Annotated in this window: 17 protein-coding genes; 9 read left to right on the top strand and 8 right to left on the bottom strand. The window is 38.4% G+C overall.

Annotation, left to right across the window (positions count from 1 at the left end; translation table 11 throughout):
* Positions 1-7: 7 nt before the first annotated feature.
* From ACFSR8_RS07450 to ACFSR8_RS07430, 5 genes are all read right to left on the bottom strand, one after another.
* Positions 8-1060 (bottom strand): glycosyltransferase family 9 protein, encoded by a 1053-nt coding sequence (locus tag ACFSR8_RS07450; protein ID WP_380290599.1) that lies wholly within the window; start codon positions 1058-1060, stop codon positions 8-10.
* 25 nt (positions 1061-1085) lie between these two features.
* The gene (locus ACFSR8_RS07445) at positions 1086-2465 is read right to left on the bottom strand and encodes an NAD(P)(+) transhydrogenase (Re/Si-specific) subunit beta (RefSeq protein WP_380290597.1); all 1380 of its coding nucleotides are present in this window, start codon (positions 2463-2465) and stop codon (positions 1086-1088) included.
* Positions 2465-2773 (bottom strand): NAD(P) transhydrogenase subunit alpha, encoded by a 309-nt coding sequence (locus tag ACFSR8_RS07440; protein WP_186562221.1) that lies wholly within the window; start codon positions 2771-2773, stop codon positions 2465-2467. Before ACFSR8_RS07440 ends, ACFSR8_RS07445 begins: the two co-directional genes overlap by 1 nt.
* A 5-nt stretch (positions 2774-2778) precedes the next feature.
* Positions 2779-3882 carry a Re/Si-specific NAD(P)(+) transhydrogenase subunit alpha gene (locus ACFSR8_RS07435; RefSeq protein WP_380290595.1) on the bottom strand — a complete coding sequence of 368 codons (1104 nt, stop codon included), beginning with the start codon at positions 3880-3882 and terminating at the stop codon, positions 2779-2781.
* A gap of 278 nt (positions 3883-4160) precedes the next feature.
* Positions 4161-5714: a DEAD/DEAH box helicase gene (locus ACFSR8_RS07430; RefSeq protein ID WP_380290593.1), complete on the bottom strand. Its 1554-nt coding sequence runs from the start codon at positions 5712-5714 to the stop codon at positions 4161-4163.
* 169 nt (positions 5715-5883) lie between these two features.
* Here ACFSR8_RS07430 and ACFSR8_RS07425 point away from each other — a divergent pair, with 169 nt between their 5' ends.
* A complete protein-coding gene (locus tag ACFSR8_RS07425; RefSeq protein ID WP_380290591.1) occupies positions 5884-7194 on the top strand; it encodes a sulfatase-like hydrolase/transferase in 1311 nt (436 codons plus the stop codon).
* A 65-nt stretch (positions 7195-7259) separates the two neighbouring features.
* Positions 7260-8273, top strand: a complete 1014-nt coding sequence (gene mgrA / locus ACFSR8_RS07420; protein ID WP_380290589.1) for an L-glyceraldehyde 3-phosphate reductase — start codon at positions 7260-7262, stop codon at positions 8271-8273.
* 1 nt (position 8274) lies between these two features.
* Here the strand turns inward: mgrA and ACFSR8_RS07415 are convergent, their stop codons facing one another.
* On the bottom strand, positions 8275-8949 hold the full coding sequence (locus tag ACFSR8_RS07415; protein WP_380290587.1) for a hypothetical protein: 675 nt from the start codon (positions 8947-8949) through the stop codon (positions 8275-8277).
* Between the two features lie 717 nt (positions 8950-9666).
* On the opposite strand from ACFSR8_RS07415, the gene ACFSR8_RS07410 reads away from it, so the two are divergent.
* Positions 9667-10224, top strand: a complete 558-nt coding sequence (locus ACFSR8_RS07410; RefSeq protein WP_380290585.1) for an ExbD/TolR family protein — start codon at positions 9667-9669, stop codon at positions 10222-10224.
* 91 nt (positions 10225-10315) lie between these two features.
* On the opposite strand, the gene ACFSR8_RS07405 is transcribed toward ACFSR8_RS07410, so the two are convergent.
* Together ACFSR8_RS07405 and ACFSR8_RS07400 are read right to left on the bottom strand one after the other, a co-directional pair.
* Positions 10316-10519, bottom strand: a complete 204-nt coding sequence (locus ACFSR8_RS07405) for a hypothetical protein (protein ID WP_380290583.1) — start codon at positions 10517-10519, stop codon at positions 10316-10318.
* A gap of 233 nt (positions 10520-10752) precedes the next feature.
* On the bottom strand, positions 10753-12684 hold the full coding sequence (locus ACFSR8_RS07400; RefSeq protein ID WP_380290640.1) for an alpha-ketoacid dehydrogenase subunit alpha/beta: 1932 nt from the start codon (positions 12682-12684) through the stop codon (positions 10753-10755).
* Between the two features lie 203 nt (positions 12685-12887).
* Here ACFSR8_RS07400 and ACFSR8_RS07395 point away from each other — a divergent pair, with 203 nt between their 5' ends.
* The 6 genes from ACFSR8_RS07395 to ACFSR8_RS07370 all read left to right on the top strand — a co-directional run bounded on the left by ACFSR8_RS07395 (position 12888) and on the right by ACFSR8_RS07370 (position 18369).
* Complete coding sequence (locus ACFSR8_RS07395) at positions 12888-13838, top strand: isopenicillin N synthase family dioxygenase (RefSeq protein ID WP_380290581.1); 951 nt, start codon at positions 12888-12890, stop codon at positions 13836-13838.
* An 81-nt stretch (positions 13839-13919) separates the two neighbouring features.
* On the top strand, positions 13920-14249 hold the full coding sequence (locus tag ACFSR8_RS07390) for a translation initiation factor (protein ID WP_380290579.1): 330 nt from the start codon (positions 13920-13922) through the stop codon (positions 14247-14249).
* A 3-nt stretch (positions 14250-14252) separates the two neighbouring features.
* Positions 14253-15197 (top strand): DUF1835 domain-containing protein, encoded by a 945-nt coding sequence (locus ACFSR8_RS07385; RefSeq protein WP_380290577.1) that lies wholly within the window; start codon positions 14253-14255, stop codon positions 15195-15197.
* Positions 15187-16050, top strand: coding sequence for a nucleoside phosphorylase (locus ACFSR8_RS07380; RefSeq protein WP_380290575.1), 864 nt, complete (start codon positions 15187-15189; stop codon positions 16048-16050). Before ACFSR8_RS07385 ends, ACFSR8_RS07380 begins: the two co-directional genes overlap by 11 nt.
* Entirely contained in the window at positions 16050-16904 is an 855-nt protein-coding gene (locus tag ACFSR8_RS07375; RefSeq protein WP_380290573.1) for a substrate-binding domain-containing protein, read from the top strand. The genes ACFSR8_RS07380 and ACFSR8_RS07375 overlap by 1 nt, the downstream gene beginning before the upstream one ends.
* Positions 16905-16989: 85 nt before the next feature.
* Positions 16990-18369 (top strand): TlpA family protein disulfide reductase, encoded by a 1380-nt coding sequence (locus ACFSR8_RS07370; RefSeq protein ID WP_380290571.1) that lies wholly within the window; start codon positions 16990-16992, stop codon positions 18367-18369.
* The last annotated feature ends 20 nt before the right edge of the window (positions 18370-18389 follow it).

Raw genomic sequence — 18389 nt, 5'->3', positions numbered from 1 at the left:
CTACTTGTTATTTAGAAAGTATCCTTTTAATTTCCCCCATCCAATCCTCCATTGAGGTTTCTTTGGTGTCCAAAGCTATGCTTTTATTTCCGTAGGGTGCGTAAATGTCCAAATCCGTGGTTTTAAAAAAACCAAGGACAGGCGTTTCTGAAGCACTGGCAAGGTGCATTACACCGTTGTCAGCAGTGATGAATATTGAAGTATTGGCCATAACACCACCCATTTCGTGGATGTTTTTGCTGTAAAAATGTGGAGCTTTAAAATTGATTCTTGAAATATTTTCTACAGGTAGCATTTCGATGATATTGTATTGCTCGCCATAAGCTTTCAGAAGCTCCTGATATAAGGCTTCCCACCAACTTTCTGAATAACATTTATTGCCAGTGGCATTGGTATAAATACAAATCGTCTTTTTATCGTTTTTCATCAAACCCTGTAAAATTTTCTTGCCGTTTTGTATATCTGTTTCCCTAAGTTTTATGCTTAAAGTAGGTATGTTCTGCGCATAAGCCTTATGACCAATTTGACTTAAAAACCATCTGGTGTTGTAAATCGGGTATTTTGAAATATGAGTATAATCCGAATATCGAGTTTGCACCTCCTCTGGAACATCACCAAAAATCTTAAACCTTCCTCTTGAAAATTTAGTCAACAGTCTTCCAGATGAAGAATTCTTGTCACCATTGATAACCAAATCGTAACGTTTTCCCTTAATGGAAACCCAACACCAAGCATATTTCAGAAGATGACTGAAAGGTTTTCGAGGTAACTGATATATCTTTTTTACAGAAGAATAATTTTTGAATACAATGTTTGCCACTGTCCCTTTTGCAAAAATATCAATCTGACTATGCGGAAAGATGGTTTCAAGGTATTGAACCAAGGGGGTCAACAACAATTGATTACCAAGTTTATGATTCGGCCTAATAATTAGGATTTTCTCAATTTTGGGTATCTCCCCGTCTTGAAATTTTGGTTGGTGCTTTGATGCGCCAATACCTCTGGTGATAGAAGTCATCACCGTGTGACGGATGTCGTTAATTATTTTCAAAAAACCCATTGGGCAAATATAGCCAATGCTGTATTTACATACCTTTTAATTCGCTTACCAATTCCGTTAAGGCCGCTTTCGCATCACCGAAAAGCATTGATGTTTTTGAATTGAAAAACAATTCGTTTTGAATGCCAGCATATCCAGCATTCATGCTTCGCTTGTTCACCACGATGTGCTTTGCATTTTCAACATCGAGAATCGGCATGCCATAAATTGGGCTGGAAGGATCGTTATGTGCGGCGGGGTTCACCACATCATTGGCACCGACAACTAGCACGACGTCTGCATTTATAAATTGGGGGTTGATATCGTCCATATCTACTAAAAGGCTATAATCTACATTAGATTCTGCTAATAATACATTCATGTGCCCGGGCATTCTTCCCGCAACAGGATGCACCGCATACTTTACATTAACCCCTTTTGATGTCAACAATTCCTCCAACTCGTGGATAACATGCTGTGCTTGTGCAACAGCCAAACCATAACCCGGTACGATTATCACATTGGTAGCATAATTCATCATGATAGCGGCATCACTTGCGGTAGTTTTCTTTATAGAACCTTGTTCTTTGTTGCCACCTTCAACTTCATCAGTGCCACCAAAGGCCCCAAAGATAACGGATAACAAAGTACGATTCATCGCCTTACACATGGCTACCGTCAAAATAATTCCCGCAGAACCAACTAAAATACCGCCGACCAACATTACCATATTGTCGTATAAAATACCGGTGATAGCGGCCGCAATACCCGTTAAAGAGTTCAATAACGAAATTACAACCGGCATATCCGCACCTCCGATAGGTAGCACGAACAAAATTCCATAAATCAAGCCTCCCAAGAGAATACCGTAGGTAAATAGTGGCTCATGATTACCAGTAGCAATCATAAATACAGCCAATGCTATAACGCCCAAAAAGAAAAGATTGTTGACTAAATTGTATTGAGGCAGTTTTACAACACTTTTAAAAGTGCCGTTTAATTTCCCCCAGGCTACCAAACTCCCTGAAAAGGTAATGGCACCAATAATAATTCCCGAAACAATAGTTATTGCCTGAAGCGAATCATCTACCTGTTTGCTAAACTCTACAAGCCCAATCAAGGCGGCGCTGGCTCCACCAAAACCGTTGAAAAGAGATACCAGTTCCGGCATTTTGGTCATTTCAACTTTAATGGCGATTAAATAGCCTATAATCGCCCCAACTACAATTGCAGCGCCTATCAAAATATAGATGATTGGTGCTACTTCAAGATCGTGAATAAAAATCGTACCTACGATGGCCAGCCCCATTCCTATGGCTGCAATCATGTTGCCACTTTTTGCCGTATCGGGATGCCCCAATCGTTTTAGGCCAACAATAAACGTTACAGTTGCAATCAGATAAATAACACTTAATAGTACGCTCATTACTTTTTCTTTTTAAACATTTGCAACATTCTGTTGGTGACTGCAAATCCTCCAACAACATTCAATATTCCGAGTACAACCGCTATAAATCCTAAGGCCAAAGCCAAATAATCATCCGGACTTGAGTGTAATAGCACTAAAATAGCGCCAACAATTACCACGCCACTAAGGGCGTTGGCTCCAGACATTAAAGGCGTATGCAGTACTGCCGGGATGCTTTTTATGACTTCTATTCCCACAAAAATGGCTAAAATTAAGATATAGACCATTTGTAGATTGTCGCTTATAAATTGAATTATACTGTCCATAAATGTTATGATTTTCGGATGGTCCCGTTTTTAACAATTAAAGTTTCATCCGTGATTTCTTCTTCCATATCCCATTTGAATTTGGCCTCATCATCCGTCAGATGAACCAAGAAATTAAATATGTTTTTGGCGTAGAGCTCGCTTGCGTTAGTGGCAACACTTTCAGGAGCGATGTTGGTACCAATGACTTTTACACGATTTACAATTACTTTTTCATTAAGTTTGCTCAATTCACAGTTACCGCCCTGAGCAGCCGCCAAATCAATAATAACGGCACCATTCTTCATTTGAGCCACTTGTTCTTTAGTAATCAAAACTGGTGCCTTTCTGCCGGGAACATTGGCTGTTGTAATCACCAAATCCGCCTGAAATAAGGATTTGTTCACGGCTTCCTGCTGTTTCTTTTTATAGTCTTCAGAAGCTTCCTTGGCATAGCCCCCTGCGGACTCCTCGCCTTCATTGTCCACCGAAATAAATTTAGCACCTAAGGATTCGGCCTGTTCTTTGGTTTCGCTTCGAATATCCGTAGCTTCAACAACTGCACCCAAGCGCTTTGCTGTGGCGATGGCCTGTAATCCAGCAACTCCAACTCCATAAATAAGAACTTTTGATGGTGTGATCGTTCCTGCAGCAGTCATCATCAAAGGAAAGATTTTTGTCATTTCATAAGCTCCAAGAATAACAGCCTTATAGCCCGCCAAATTATTTTGGGAACTCAACACGTCCATATCCTGTGCCCTAGAAATCCGAGGGATGGCGTCCATGGAAAATGCCGTCGCTCCTTTTTTGGAAATAGCTTCAATCAACTTTGGATTGGATTTGTGATAGAGTTGGCTGATTAAAACTTGACCTGCATCCACCAATTTTAAATCCTCATCATCAAACGGGTTTATTTTGATAAGTATCTCTGCTTCTTTATATACCACGCCCCTTTTTTCAATTTGGGCGCCGGCATCTTCAAAATCAATATCAAGATAGGAAGAATTAGCCCCTGCCCCTTCCTCTATAAAGACCTTGAAACCTTTAGAAATTAATTGTTTTGTAATGTTTGGTGATAATGAAACCCGTTTTTCCCCTTTTTGGGTCTCCTTTAGAATACCAATTTTCATTTGATTGGTTGTTGGTTTAAAATTTAATATTTCTATACTGAAGAAAACAAATACCTCCTTCGGATTGATTGATGCTGTTCATAATCCTACTAAAGGATAGAAAAACAAACGGTAAATATAAAGCAAAATGCGACGCACTTTTTAAATGTAATGCACTTTTACAAATAGTCTAGCAATACTCAAAAATCAATAAAATAATTGCAATAAAAAGAATTGAAATCCAATCTTTTTTAAAGAAATAAGGTTCAAAAAAGGGAACTAACCACAAAATTTAAAAATTATTCCTTTGGTGCAAAGCCATGAATCTCTTCAAAAACTTCATCAAAATTCACACGTAAGTAAGAATTCAATTTTTTGCGGTATTCGCCCCTTAACCACTCCACAAAGTTGTGCGTACTTTTGCTGATGCACTTTGTATAACGCTGAATCCTAAAGTCGATATCATCACCCAATTGTTTTGCCAAGGCCAGTGCATCGTAAACATCCTCACTATTTTCAATACAAATTTTTGCATGCTGCGCAATGGAACGTTCTAATACCACTTTGGTGGACTCCCCTGCCCTAATGGCATCTACATAAGTTTTTTGGATATCAAAATGGACATCCTGGGAGTTTTTAAATTCGGCACGTAAATCATCGGGCATCTCGTATCTGAAATTGCTCTCTAACTCCTCATCACTCAATAAAGAATCTAAATAATAATTTGGCGATTTAAAAATACGTTGCCAATCCAGGTTGTCGCCCCAAGGACCAAACCTGTGGAAGTTATTTCCAAGGTCGATTACGGAGAATGTATCCTTATTTTCCAATACACGAGAGCCTCGTCCTATCATCTGGTAATACAGTGTTAACGATTTTGTAGCTCGATTTAAAATAATACTTTCCACCGTAGGCTCATCGAAACCTGTGGTCAAAATGCTTACTGATGTCAAAATAGCATCAGGAGTCTTTTTAAACCACTTTAAAATCATTGCCCGTTCTTTCTTCGTATTCGTATTGTCCAAATGGGCTATTGGGTAACCAGCTCTTCTGAAGGTATCGTAAACATGAAGCGAGGTATTGATACCGTTGTTGAAAATTAATGTTTTTTTGCCTTTGGAACGCTCTTCATAAGCTCTTAAAAGCTTGCCCAACATATTGTCGTCCGTGTACAAATCTTCGGAAGATTTCACGGTATAATCGCCGTTTGCTCCCACTACCAAAGAGGTCAACCCTACATTATAACTGAACATTTCGGCACGGGACAGAAAACCGTGTTCTATCAAAGATTCTATAGATTCGCCAACAATAAGTTCATCGTAATTATCCGTCATTGGTAATTCCATGCTAGAACTTAAGGGCGTTGCGGTAACCCCAAGAATAAACGATTGGCTAAAGAATTTGAATAATTTTGTAAAAGAATTATAATGTGCCTCGTCAATAATTACCAATCCAATATCAGATATATCCAATTTATCGTCATTCAGCCTATTATTCAAGGTTTCAACCATAGCAACAAAACAGCTGTATTCTGCCTGGTCGCTCAAATCGGCTTTGCTGTCCACCACTTTATTAAGCACGCCAAACTCCGTCAACATATTGGAAGTTTGCTTGCACAATTCAATCCTATGGGTCATCACCAGTACCTTTTTCTTTTTGGTATTGAGGTACTGCCTTACGATTTCGGAAAAGATAACCGTTTTACCTCCACCAGTAGGCAACTGATATAGCAAATGGTAATCTGCAGGCGATTCTTCAAAACTGTTAAAAATCTTGTTGATAGCGCTTTTCTGATAATTATAAAGGTCCTTGCCGGTTTTTCTTTCTAGAATTTCGCTTTTCGAAATAGACATAAATAGGAATTAATAAGTTGCAAAAATAGCATCTTTCTTGGGTTTTATGCCTAATATCAGATGAAAGTTATTAAGGAGGATATTAACTTTTTTTTGAATAGATTAAACCTTTAGGCGCAAGTTTTATCTAATATGTGCATCTAAATTCATTCACCTTAATCTTAAAAGTATGAAATGGTTTGTTTTTGCCCTTGCCTTTATTGGATTGTTTTCCTGTAGTTCCAATTCTGAAATCGATACGAATAGTGAAGAGGACACTATGGAAATGGAAAATCAGGCGGACAAGCTTCCCAATATTTTACTTGTCATTGCAGACGACATGGGCCTTGATGCCACACCAGGATACAACATTGGCACTGAAAAACCGAACATGCCCCATCTTCAAAAATTGATGGATACTGGCATTCGATTCAATAACCTTTGGTCAAATCCAACATGCACTCCAACGAGAGGTACAATTCTTACCGGCAAATATGGGTTTAGGACCAATGTTTTGGCTGTTGATGATCCTTTGTCCACTTCGGAAACATCACTTCAAAAGTATTTGGATTTGAACACAGACAATGCTTATGCCCATGCCGTAATAGGCAAATGGCACTTGTCTCGAAGCGCAAGCCACCCCAATGATATGGGTGTGGGGTATTATGCCGGCTTTACCGGTGGTGGCATGTCGTCATATTCGGATTGGATGCTAAATGTAAATGGAACAAGAACAGCTTCAACGGAATATACCACTTCTAAATTCACGGATTTAGCCATTGATTGGGTAGACCAACAATCAAAGCCCTGGTTTTTATGGCTAGCCTACAATGCTCCTCACACGCCTTTTCACTTGCCACCAAATAATTTGCACAGCAAAGGTGCTTTACCTTCGGACGAAACAAGTATCAATAACAACCCACTACCCTACTATCTCGCCATGCTTGAGGCTTTGGATACCGAAATGGGGCGTTTGATAAACTCGCTTTCCGAAGAGGAAAGAGAAAATACCATTATCATTTTTATTGGTGATAATGGCACACCAGGCCAAGTGGCTCAGCAATATAACTCAAGACGGGTAAAAGGCAGTGTGTATCAAGGTGGCGTAAATGTGCCCATGATAGTTTCGGGCAAAGGGGTTGAACGAATAAATGCTACAGAAAATGCATTGATTAATACTACGGACCTATTTGCGACCATTGCCGATATTGCCGGAACAGGAATCACCGAAGTACATGACAGCAGAAGCTTTAAAACTTTATTTAACAGTTCTATGCTGAATTTCCGCGACTATACCTATGCTGAAACAGAGGATTTAACCATACGTAATAATACCCATAAATACATAGTTTTTGATAATGGTTCTGAGGCCCTTTACAATCTTGGTAGCAATCCACTTGAAAATCCGAATTTACTAAACCCGAATCAATTGCCTTTAAATGATACCGATGAAAGCATTAAAAATGAATTGGCTTCAAAACTTACTGAAATAAGAAACTAGCCATTTTTAAAATTAGCTTCGGTTCCCAAAGTATTTTTACATTTGCATGAAACAACTGAAACACCATGCACATCAACGACAAATCCGGAATCGAATCTTATAAGGCATCTGCCGAACGCTATAACTTCATGACTTACAAAAGAACTGGCAAAAGCGGTGTGCTATTGCCTGCAATTTCATTGGGTTTATGGCACAATTTTGGTTTTGTGGACAGCATTCAAAATGCGAGGGAAGTGTTACGATGTGCTTTTGACTTGGGTATTACCCATTTTGATTTGGCCAATAACTATGGCCCACCGTATGGTTCAGCAGAGGAAAATTTTGGTACGATTTTAAAAGCCGATTTTAAATCCTATCGCGATGAACTATTTATTGCCACAAAAGCAGGTTTTGATATGTGGCCCGGCCCTTATGGCAATTTGGGCTCCCGTAAATATTTGATATCTAGTTTAGACCAAAGTTTAAAACGTATGGGGCTGGACTACGTGGATGTATTTTATCACCATCGCCCAGATCCTGATACGCCTTTGGAAGAAACCATGGGCGCCTTAGCGGATATTGTTCGCCAAGGAAAGGCTTTGTACGTTGCCATTTCAAATTACAAGCCCAAAGAAACCGAAAAAGCTGCTGAAATTCTGAAGGCACTGAATACGCCTTTTATACTGCACCAAGCCAGATATTCGATGTTTGATCGCTGGGTAGAAGACGGCTTATTGGAAACGCTGGAAAACAACGGGGTGGGATGTATCGCGTTTTCACCATTGGCACAGGGAATGCTTACCGATAAATATTTGAATGGGATTCCCGAAGGTTCAAGAGCCGCTAAAAACATGACCTATTTGGATAAGGATACGGTAGAAAGCAATATCAAAAAAATTCAAAGTCTGAATGATATGGCCCAAAAACGAGGGCAAAAATTATCCCAAATGGCCATTGCCTGGATTTTAAGGCAACCCCAAGTAGCTTCGGTACTGATAGGTGCAAGTTCTGCAAAACAATTAAAGGAGAATGTAAAGGCGTTGGATAATTTGAGTTTTACAGGTGAGGAAATGCAGTTGATTGATGAAATTATCGGTTAGATTATTCCTTCAAAATTATAATCGTCACCTTAATGCCCTTTTCAAGAGCCCAGACTTTTCTCGAAATCACTTTGAGTTTGTCATCTACAATTTTATATTCTGCCGTATTTGGACCCGATGCCCCGGTATTTACAGCAATAAAGTCAATTCTATTAAGCCCTTCCACCAAATCCAACTTCAATCCTTTGTAGCCGCCTTGTAAATAAATATTGGAAGCAATAATATCATCGTTTACCATAATGTGCAATAAATCCCCATCAATTGCAGAATAATCCCGAACTAATATATTTATATAATCAGCTGTAGTTTTGTAATCTCCCCAAAAGGCATCCTCCTTTAATCCAGCAGTTTCACCATAATATTCGGGCAACACTTCTTTGTTCAATTTTTTCAATTTTTTTTCATGCAACTCTCCAGGATTGCCAAACTCCTCGTCCGGAAACATGGAAAACTCTTTTTTAGGAAATTCTAATTTTGAAACCACTTTTGGGGCGTTAAGTTCCTTAAAATCATCATTTTCCTCTGGCTTCACAGGAACTATTTTTTTGGTATCGATAGAGTCCTTCGGGGAAATTATAGCAGGGATAGAGCGATTGGATTCCTTTTTGGTATCAATCTGTGCATTGGCCTTTGAGGCAAAGGCAAATAAAACGATACATATCAATATTAATCTCATAAGTCCTTTAGTATTAGATTGAAAAGGGACATTACAATGGGTCAAAGATATTTCTTTTCTTTCAAGATTTCTTATTCCCTGGCTTATTTTGTATATGTTTAACAATAACCGTTCCTATTTAATTCAAATAGTGATACTGCCTCCTTCTATTCCTTTTAAAAATGTTAAAATTTGTTAATTTACTATTATGTTATGCATAGTACTGTAACAAAATTGAAACGTCGTCGTCTGTTTAGTATAATCAATTAAAAAATAACAATTATGAGAACTTTAAACACTAATCAATTATCAAACACTTTAGAAGCTACTAAAACCAATCAGTGGAATAGCAAAAGACGTTACAGATAATAATGTCTTAAAAAAATCATCTTTCATCAATCAAAAAACAACAATCATGAGAACTTTAAACAGCAACCAATTAACAGACACTTTAAACGGAACTAAATCCAACCAATGGAACAATAAAAGACGCTACAGATAGTAGCGTCTTTCAAAAAAATCTTTCATCAATCAAAAAATGAGAACAATTACTAGAATATCAAAACATATAAAAGGGCTAACAGAAGAAAACCTTTTCATGAACAAACGGATTATGCCTATGGCGCCCCACCAACCGGTTCTTAAGGGCATTCATCATCATATGAGGTAAAAAAGACTCGTCATCTATGGTATTGTTTTTGTGTTTTTCATAGCATTAACATTTAACTATAATACATTATGAGACGAACAACATCTAGTCCACAGGTAAATGCGGGGTCTATGGCAGACATCGCATTTTTATTATTGATCTTTTTTCTAGTTACGGCCGCAATTCCGAAAGACCAGGGTATTTATCGAAAATTAGCTGCTGAATGCCCTCCAGGAGTAGATTGCACCTCCCCGATTCCTGACAGAAACATTTTGAAAATCGCCGTCAACGCGAAAAACGAAATTATGGTGGATGATGCCATCGTGACTATTGATGAGGTAAAAAATCTTGCTATTGCCTTTATTGATAACAATGGCGATAACAGCTGCACCTTTTGCAACGGCAATAAAATAGAATCGGCGTCGGACAATCCATCAAAAGCTGTTATTTCCTTGCAAACGGATAGAAACGCAAATTACAATCAGTTTATCCAAGTACAGGATGAACTAACCAAAGCTTATTTGGAGTTGCGAAAAACCTATTGCGAAACTGTTTTGAAAAAATCAATTGATATCCTGAGCAAAGCAGAGTTGCAACAAGTTAAAAGCGCTTATCCATTTATACTTTCAGAAGCGTCAACGAAGTAGTATGAATGTGTATTCGTTTAATTGCGAAGTTGTTTAGCGGTGCGTCTTTTCTCGACTAAACAACTTTACAATTAAACAACAAACAACTTTTTCAATTTTTTGGAATCCCATATTCAATACTTACCATTTTTCTGCCCCATTGCCTAGCCACCTTTACGTCCTCCCCCATATAAATATCGATTCGATTTTTCCATCGGGAATGCATTTTATCTTTTACAAAATAAATGCCTTCGAGGCCATTAATTTTTACTGGGGTATTATGCTTTAGACCCAGCTTCAACAAATCCCGAGACACAGCGATACATTTATCCCCTGGATTTAGGCGATCTCCAAAGGCGTGATATTAGGGTCCGAGTCTGTTTGACTAGACAGTGAGTTGTAAGCCGTAGCCGTTACTTCTTTGGACTACCAAGTGTATTGGTCCTCAAAGGCAGGTTCTGGTTTTTTACAACCAATCGCAATAAGCATAAAAACAAAATAAAAATAGCGCACGACAAAAACGTATTCTTTATAAATATACGCATAAAATTAGTAGTTATGCAATGCCACTAGGGCTTCCTCAAATCTCTGTCTGGGTAAATACTGTTGCTCCAATTGACTCGCGAAAGGAATTGGTGTTTCCATACTAGCCACACGTTTTACAGGAGCATCTAGATACTCAAAACAATTTTCCATAATCATTGCAGAAATATCACTGGCAATACCGCCAAAAAGAGAATCTTCATGAAAAATGATGGCTTTGCCGGTTTTCTTGACAGAATCAAAAATAGAGCTAATATCTAAAGGCTGAAGCGTTCTCAAATCAATCAAATCCGCTGAAATATTGGGATGTATTTCTAATGTTTCTAGCGCCCAATGCACGGAGGCACCATAACTTATTATGGTCATATCATTGCCTGACTTCAAAATGGAAGCCTTACCAAAAGGCAGGGTATAATAATCGGTCGGGACTTCTTGCCGAATACTACGATATAACCCCTTATGCTCAAAGAACAACACTGGATTTGGATCGTTTAACGCTGTGGACAATAGTCCCTTGGCATCAAAAGGAAAGGCTGGGTACACCACCTTCAAACCAGGGGTTTTGGTAAACCACGCCTCATTGGTCTGGGAATGAAACGGTCCTGCTCCAACACCACCACCACAGGGCATCCTGATTACCACATCTGCATTCTGGCCCCATCGATAATGGGATTTTGCCAAATAGTTAACGATGGGATTAAACCCCGATGAAACAAAATCAGCAAACTGCATTTCCACCACACTTTTCATCCCGGCAATGGACAGCCCCATAGCCGTTTCAATAATAGCAGATTCGCAAATGGGTGTGTTTCTCACTCGGTCCTTACCAAACTGCTCCACAAAGCCTTCAGTAATTTTAAAAACGCCTCCGTATTCGGCAATGTCTTGGCCCATGATAACCAAATCGTCATGGTGTTCCATACTTTGTTTTAACCCTTCGGAAATGGCATCAATAAACCGCAGTTCTTTCGAGTTTGGATTTGAATTAACCTCTTTAAAATCAAATGGTTTAAAAACACCTTTTAATTCATCTGTTTCATCTGGAACAATAGCATCTTCTGAAAAAGCTTTAGCTAAATTCGCATTGATTTCATCTGAAATATTTGAAACGATTTCGTCCTTTTCAGCCTCATCCAGAATGCCTTCCTGCATCAAAAATGATTCAAAATTTGAAATAGGATCTTTAGCTTCCCAAGCTTCCAATAATTCTTTTGGAACATATTTAGTACCGCTGGCCTCTTCGTGCCCACGCATTCTAAAGGTTTTGAATTCAACCAAGACCGGACGCGGGTTTTGCCTTATGCTTTCGGTAATTCCGCTGATTTTAGAAAAAACTTCAACAATATTGTTGCCGTCAATTATATGGGATTCCATACCGTATCCCAATCCTCTATCCGCTAGACTTTCACAATTATACTGCTCATTTGTTGGAGTTGATAAGCCATAGCCATTATTTTCAATACAGAATAAAACGGGCAACTGCCATACCGAAGCCACATTCAGTGCCTCGTGAAAATCACCCTCGCTTGTACCGCCTTCACCTGTAAAAACAGCCGTTACATGGTTTTTCGATTTCAACTTTGAAGCCAATGCAATGCCATCCGCCACTCCCAGTTGCGGCCCCAAATGTGAAATCATCCCAACAATTTTATATCCCTGTGTGCCAAAATGAAACGAACGGTCACGCCCTTTGGTAAACCCCGAAGCTTTACCTTGCCATTGTGCAAAAAGTCTATAAAGTGGAATTTGTCGCGTTGTAAACACCCCTAGATTTCGGTGCATCGGTAAAATATATTCCTCAGAATCCATAGCCATCGTTACACCAACAGCAATGGCCTCTTGCCCAATACCAGAAAACCACTTGCTAATTTTGCCTTGTCGCAACAACACCAACATTTTTTCCTCGATCATTCTGGGCAACAACATGTTTTGATACATTTCCAATAGGATATCGCTGTTAAAGCCTTCTATATCAAAAGTGATGTTAAGTGGTATTTTTGAGGTTTTCATAAAAAAGTACTTAAATAATTATCAAATATACTTTAAATTAGTTGTATTAATGAATAAATTGAATATAATTCAATAATTATAGTTTGAATGTTTTCGTATTTTTACCTCGTAACACCTATACTGAATTCTATATGAAAAGTATACCCAGCGTAGATTTAAGAGATTTTATTTCAGAAGATGTGGAACGGAAACAAAAATTTGTAGACGCGCTCGGAACAGCCTATGAGGAGATTGGGTTTGTAGCTTTAAGGGGGCATTTTTTAGACGATGCTTTGGTCGAAAAATTATACCAGGAAGTAAAGCGATTTTTCGATTTGCCCGTTGATGTGAAGCAAAAATATGAAATCCCCGAAATTGCTGGGCAACGTGGCTATGTATCTTTTGGGAAGGAAAGTGCCAAAGGCAAAAAAGAAGGGGATTTAAAGGAGTTTTGGCATTTTGGTCAATATGTGGAGGATAATGAAAAGCTAAAATCGGAATACCCCGAGAATGTGAAAGTTGAAGAACTTCCTGAGTTTAATGAAGTAGGAAAGCAAACGTATCGCATGCTTGAAAAAACAGCAAAATATGTACTTCGTGCTCTAGCTTTACATTTAGGGTTGGAAGAAACTTATTTTGACAAATACATTCATAACGGCAACTCTATTTTGCGCCCTATACACTACCCTCCCATTAAGGAAGAGCCCAAAGAAGCGGTTCGAGCGGCCGCCCACGGTGATATCAATTTGATTACATTGCTTATGGGCGCCCAAGGCCGAGGACTACAGGTACAAAATCACAAGGGCCAATGGATTGATGCCGTGGCTCAGCCCGATGAGTTGATGATCAATGTGGGCGACATGTTATCCCGTCACACTAATAATAAATTGAAATCCACCATCCATCGTGTTGTGAATCCTCCAAAGGAACTTTGGGGTACTTCAAGGTACTCTATTCCTTTTTTTATGCATCCAGTAAGTGATATGAAGCTTGATGTCTTGGATAATTGCATTGATGAAAAAAATCCAAAACAATTTGAGGATATTACCGCGGGAGAGTTTTTAAATGAACGTTTAATTGAATTAGGGTTGATAAAAAAATAGTTTTCAGTCGCAGTCGCAGTTTACAGTATGTTGCCTGTAAACTGATGACTGATGACTGATGACTGAGACTGACTACTGAATATGGATTTACAAGACCAATTAAAGAACTTATTTCCGGACCATGTATCTGAGGAAACCACTGATAATCCTGAGGAAACACCAGATATTTGGATGCAGGACGACCCCATCATCTGTAAATATGAAAAACGAAAAGGGAAGCCTACCACGGTTTTGGAAGGCTACACAGGAGCTGCTGAGGATTTTAAAAAATTAGCAAAAGACATTAAAACTACCTTAAGCGTTGGCGGGAGTTTTAAAGACGACAAAATAATTATACAAGGCGACTATCGAGATAAAATCATGCAAATCTTGAAAGACAAGGGGTTTAAAGTAAAACGTGTTGGAGGATAAAGCATGAAAAAACCAATATTAAATATTACTAATGGTGGTAGCCTTACGGGGTACCTAAAAGAATTGGAAATTGAGGGCGAAATAATAACATGGCAGGAAATGCTATGCGAAGGCCCTACCCAAGAAATTGTGCATACCCAGGAGTTTATTGAGGAACGCACTGCCTTTCTTCAAGAGTTTTATAATGTAGAGCTGGATTTAACTAAAGTTGAGTTTGCCTTGCACCAAATGGACAAAGCCAACGAAAGGTACTCCGAAATTGTACTATGGTTTGAATACGATTTGTTTTGCCATATCAACATGCTGGCAGTGTTGAACTTATTGAACGAGAAAAAAATCAACCTTCCCATTTCTTTGGTAAGTAGCGGGATGATTCCGGGTAGCACTACTTTAAAAGGGCTGACGGAATTGAATTCTGGCCAATTACTGAAGCACTATAAAAATAAAGTGAAACTTACTAAAGAAGACATGAGTTTGGCCATTACCCTTTGGCAAATTTACTGTGGTAAAGACCACAATTTATTCAAGCCCTACATTGTACAACCCTCTTCCTTTAAATATATGAGCAACTGTTTAAAGGCTCACCTAGAGCGTTTTCCAGATTCCATAACTGGCTTGAATATTTTGGAAACTAATATTTTAAAACTCATTAAGGAAAACGATATTAAATCCAAACATCATTTATTGGGTTATGCGCTTAACTATCAGGGGTATTATGGCTACGGGGATTTACAGTTAGAACGTATGATTAATGATTTGAGTCCCTTTTATACCATTTCCGATGAAGAGATCCGACTCAATAGAACAGGACATGAAGCCTTGCTTGGACAACATAATTTTGCCAGAGAATTCAAAAATGATATGGTTTACGGTGGCGTTAAGAAATTGGGTTTTCTATTCAGTAAATCAGAAAACAGATTGATTAAATCCGCTTTCAATGCCAATTAAACCCTCCGAGCTTATTTTAAATCCCGATGGCAGTATTTATCATCTCAATTTAAAGCCTCAGGATATTGGGAATATCATCATTTTTGTGGGTGACCAGGATAGAGTTTCTCAGGTTACCAAACATTTTGATAGTATCGATTTTGAAACCCAAAAACGGGAGTTCAAAACGCAAACTGGTCTTTTTAAGGGCAAACGCATCACAGTAATTTCGACAGGTATTGGCACCGATAATATTGATATTGTTTTAAATGAACTGGACGCATTGGTGAATATTGATTTTGGAACAAGAACTGTAAAAAAGAAACTGAAAACCCTCGATATCATTAGAATTGGAACAACTGGAGCTATACAAAACGATATTCCTTTGGATTCATTTTTGATAAGTACACACGCGTTGGATTTGGTCGGAATGCTCCACGCCTATCATATTGAAACCATTTCCAACTCATCTTTGGAAGACACTTTCATAGCGCATACGAATTGGGACAAAAACCGTGCAAGGCCTATTGTCATTGAAGGCTCTAACACTCTGATTGATAAATTCAAGAGTGCTCAAACTTATCAGGGTTTAACAGCAACAGCATCAGGTTTTTATGGACCCCAAGGACGCACATTGCGATTGCCAATTAGCAATAGAAGTTTAAATAAAAACATGGAAAGTTTTAGCTTCGACAATACCAGAATTACCAATTTGGAAATGGAAACTTCGGGTATTTATGGTCTGGCAAAATTATTTGGACATCGCGCCATATCCTTAAATGCAATAATTGCCAATCGTCCTAACGGAACATTCAGTTCAAACCCCAAAGCAACCGTTGAAAAATTGATAACATATACTTTAGAAAGAATTTAATGAAGAAAGTAAATATTGGTGGCGTACCGGAGCACTTTAATTTGGCTTGGTATCTCACTTTGAAAAATGGCGAATACAAAGAAAAAGGCATCAACCTGAGATGGCATGATTACCCCGGGGGCACCGGCGCAATGTGCCAAGGCTTGAGGAATCAGGATATCGATATCGCAGTTATTCTCACGGAGGGCATCATAAAGGATATCATAGCTGGCAACCCGAGTAAAATTGTACAAACTTTTGTACAAACCCCTTTGGTTTGGGGCGTACATGTAGCTCATCATTCAACATATCAGACAAATAACGATCTAAAAGGTACAAAGGCAGCTATTAGCCGGTATGGTTCAGGTTCTCACTTAATGGCCTATATCAATGCCCAAAATAATGGTTGGGATATGGATAAGGATCTTGATTTTGAAGTGATAAAAACCCTGGAAGGCGCCGTGGAAGGTTTAACAAACAACCAAGCAGACTATTTTCTATGGGAAAAATATACGACCAAGCCTCTGGTAGATGAAGGTGTATTTCGACGTATTGATGATTGTCCATCGCCTTGGCCCTGCTTTGTGATTGCCGTTCGGGAAGATTTTATCAAGAATCATTATGAGGAACTCCAAACGATATTGGAAATTATCAATGCCACCACTACGGAGTTTAAGTATATTCCAAGTATTGACAGGATGATCGCCAATCGTTACAAACAGCAACTTGAAGATGTGCAAGACTGGTTGACTATTACTGAATGGTCTCAAGAATTGATAGACGAACCCACAATCATGAATGTGCAAAAGCAACTAAAGGCCCTAGATATCATACCAAAAATTATCGACTATTCAGAACTCACCTTCAAATTATAGTTGAATCCTACGGACATAAACTATTGTTAATTAGTTTCAGACTAATCGCCGTTTATATACTTTTGCAAAAATTAAAAATTTCAACATGAAAAGAATTTTACTGCCCCTAATATTAGCAACAATTTTTGCTTGCGATAAAAAAGAAGCCAAAACTGCTGTGGACTACGCCCTAATTTCGGGGAAAATCGAAAACAAGAACGGCGTAGTAACCGTCAATAGCATGGACAGAACGTTTAGCGAACCTTTGAATTTTAATGCTGATGGTACCTTTGCGGATACGTTGAATGCCGACAGAAATTCATATGTTATTTTCGATGGTAAAAACCCTGTATTTATTCATGTAGAACCCGGTTTTGATTTAAATATTTCCTATGATGTAAACGATTATAGCAATTCTATAAAAGTTACGGGAAAAGGTGCCGAAATCAACAGATATGTAATAGCCAAAAGGAAAAATGAGCGAGATATTTTTGGTGACCCAAAGCAGACTTTCACTTTGAGCGAAGAGGATTTTAAGAATAAATTCCGTGGCATAAGGGATTCTCAAGATTCGTTATTGACTTCTATGGATGGCATTCCAAAGGACTTTATCGAAAAGGAAAAAAGAAGTTTGCAATACTCCTATTTAGGCTACCTCTTCAATTATGAAAATGCCTATAAATACTTCACAAAAGACGAAAGCTTTACGGTTTCTGAAGATTTCCTTTCCGAAATGGATGATGTGGATTATGGTAATGAAGAGGATTTTACGTTTTCACAGGATTACAAGAATTTAGTATCTAACCATTACAGCAAAAAGGCCAAGGAAAAATCAGAAGACGAGTCCATTGCTTATGATATTGCCTATTTAAAAACGTTGAGCGGTATTGAAAATGAAACTATCAAAAACGGATTGTTATTCAGTTTTGCGGAAAGTAGCATGGGATACTCTAAGGATGTAGAGGAGTTTTACCAATTATACATGGACAATTCTACAAATGCTGAAAACAATGAAGCTATTGAAAAAGTTTACAAGAAATTAACTGGATTGGCAGTTGGCAAACCTTCCCCGAAATTTACGGATTACAAAAATTTTGATGGCAGTACTACGTCGTTGGAAGATTTCAAAGGGAAATACGTTTATATTGATGTTTGGGCAACATGGTGCGGGCCATGTGTCAGGGAGATTCCATCGTTGAAAAAAGTGGAAAAGCAGTTCCATGACAAAAATATTGAATTTGTAAGTATTTCAATCGACAAAGAAAAAGACTTTGAAAAATGGAAAACCATGGTGCAGGATAGGGAATTGGGAGGCACACAACTTTTTGCGGATAGCGACTGGAAATCCCAATTTGTTCAGGAATACGAAATCAAAGGTATCCCAAGATTTATTTTAATCGATCCGCAAGGGAACATCTTGGATGCCAATGCGCCGAGACCTTCTGACCCTAAATTGGTAGAAGTGTTTAATGGGTTGAGTATCTAAAGAACCTTCCTTTATAAAAG

Origin of the sequence: Hyunsoonleella rubra, assembly GCF_042684665.1 — a bacterium.
GTDB lineage: Bacteria > Bacteroidota > Bacteroidia > Flavobacteriales > Flavobacteriaceae > Jejuia > Jejuia rubra.
Note: the sequence above shows the minus strand (reverse complement) of the source record. Positions and strands in the feature narration are given on the sequence as shown.

Coding starts and splice junctions, on each gene's coding strand:
- ACFSR8_RS07450 (WP_380290599.1), bottom strand. CDS start 1,060: ATGGGTTTTTTGAAAATAATTAACGACATCCGTCACACGGTGATGACT.
- ACFSR8_RS07445 (WP_380290597.1), bottom strand. CDS start 2,465: ATGAGCGTACTATTAAGTGTTATTTATCTGATTGCAACTGTAACGTTT.
- ACFSR8_RS07440 (WP_186562221.1), bottom strand. CDS start 2,773: ATGGACAGTATAATTCAATTTATAAGCGACAATCTACAAATGGTCTAT.
- ACFSR8_RS07435 (WP_380290595.1), bottom strand. CDS start 3,882: ATGAAAATTGGTATTCTAAAGGAGACCCAAAAAGGGGAAAAACGGGTT.
- ACFSR8_RS07430 (WP_380290593.1), bottom strand. CDS start 5,714: ATGTCTATTTCGAAAAGCGAAATTCTAGAAAGAAAAACCGGCAAGGAC.
- ACFSR8_RS07425 (WP_380290591.1), top strand. CDS start 5,884: ATGAAATGGTTTGTTTTTGCCCTTGCCTTTATTGGATTGTTTTCCTGT.
- mgrA (WP_380290589.1), top strand. CDS start 7,260: ATGCACATCAACGACAAATCCGGAATCGAATCTTATAAGGCATCTGCC.
- ACFSR8_RS07415 (WP_380290587.1), bottom strand. CDS start 8,949: ATGAGATTAATATTGATATGTATCGTTTTATTTGCCTTTGCCTCAAAG.
- ACFSR8_RS07410 (WP_380290585.1), top strand. CDS start 9,667: ATGAGACGAACAACATCTAGTCCACAGGTAAATGCGGGGTCTATGGCA.
- ACFSR8_RS07400 (WP_380290640.1), bottom strand. CDS start 12,684: ATGTATCAAAACATGTTGTTGCCCAGAATGATCGAGGAAAAAATGTTG.
- ACFSR8_RS07395 (WP_380290581.1), top strand. CDS start 12,888: ATGAAAAGTATACCCAGCGTAGATTTAAGAGATTTTATTTCAGAAGAT.
- ACFSR8_RS07390 (WP_380290579.1), top strand. CDS start 13,920: ATGGATTTACAAGACCAATTAAAGAACTTATTTCCGGACCATGTATCT.
- ACFSR8_RS07385 (WP_380290577.1), top strand. CDS start 14,253: ATGAAAAAACCAATATTAAATATTACTAATGGTGGTAGCCTTACGGGG.
- ACFSR8_RS07380 (WP_380290575.1), top strand. CDS start 15,187: ATGCCAATTAAACCCTCCGAGCTTATTTTAAATCCCGATGGCAGTATT.
- ACFSR8_RS07375 (WP_380290573.1), top strand. CDS start 16,050: ATGAAGAAAGTAAATATTGGTGGCGTACCGGAGCACTTTAATTTGGCT.
- ACFSR8_RS07370 (WP_380290571.1), top strand. CDS start 16,990: ATGAAAAGAATTTTACTGCCCCTAATATTAGCAACAATTTTTGCTTGC.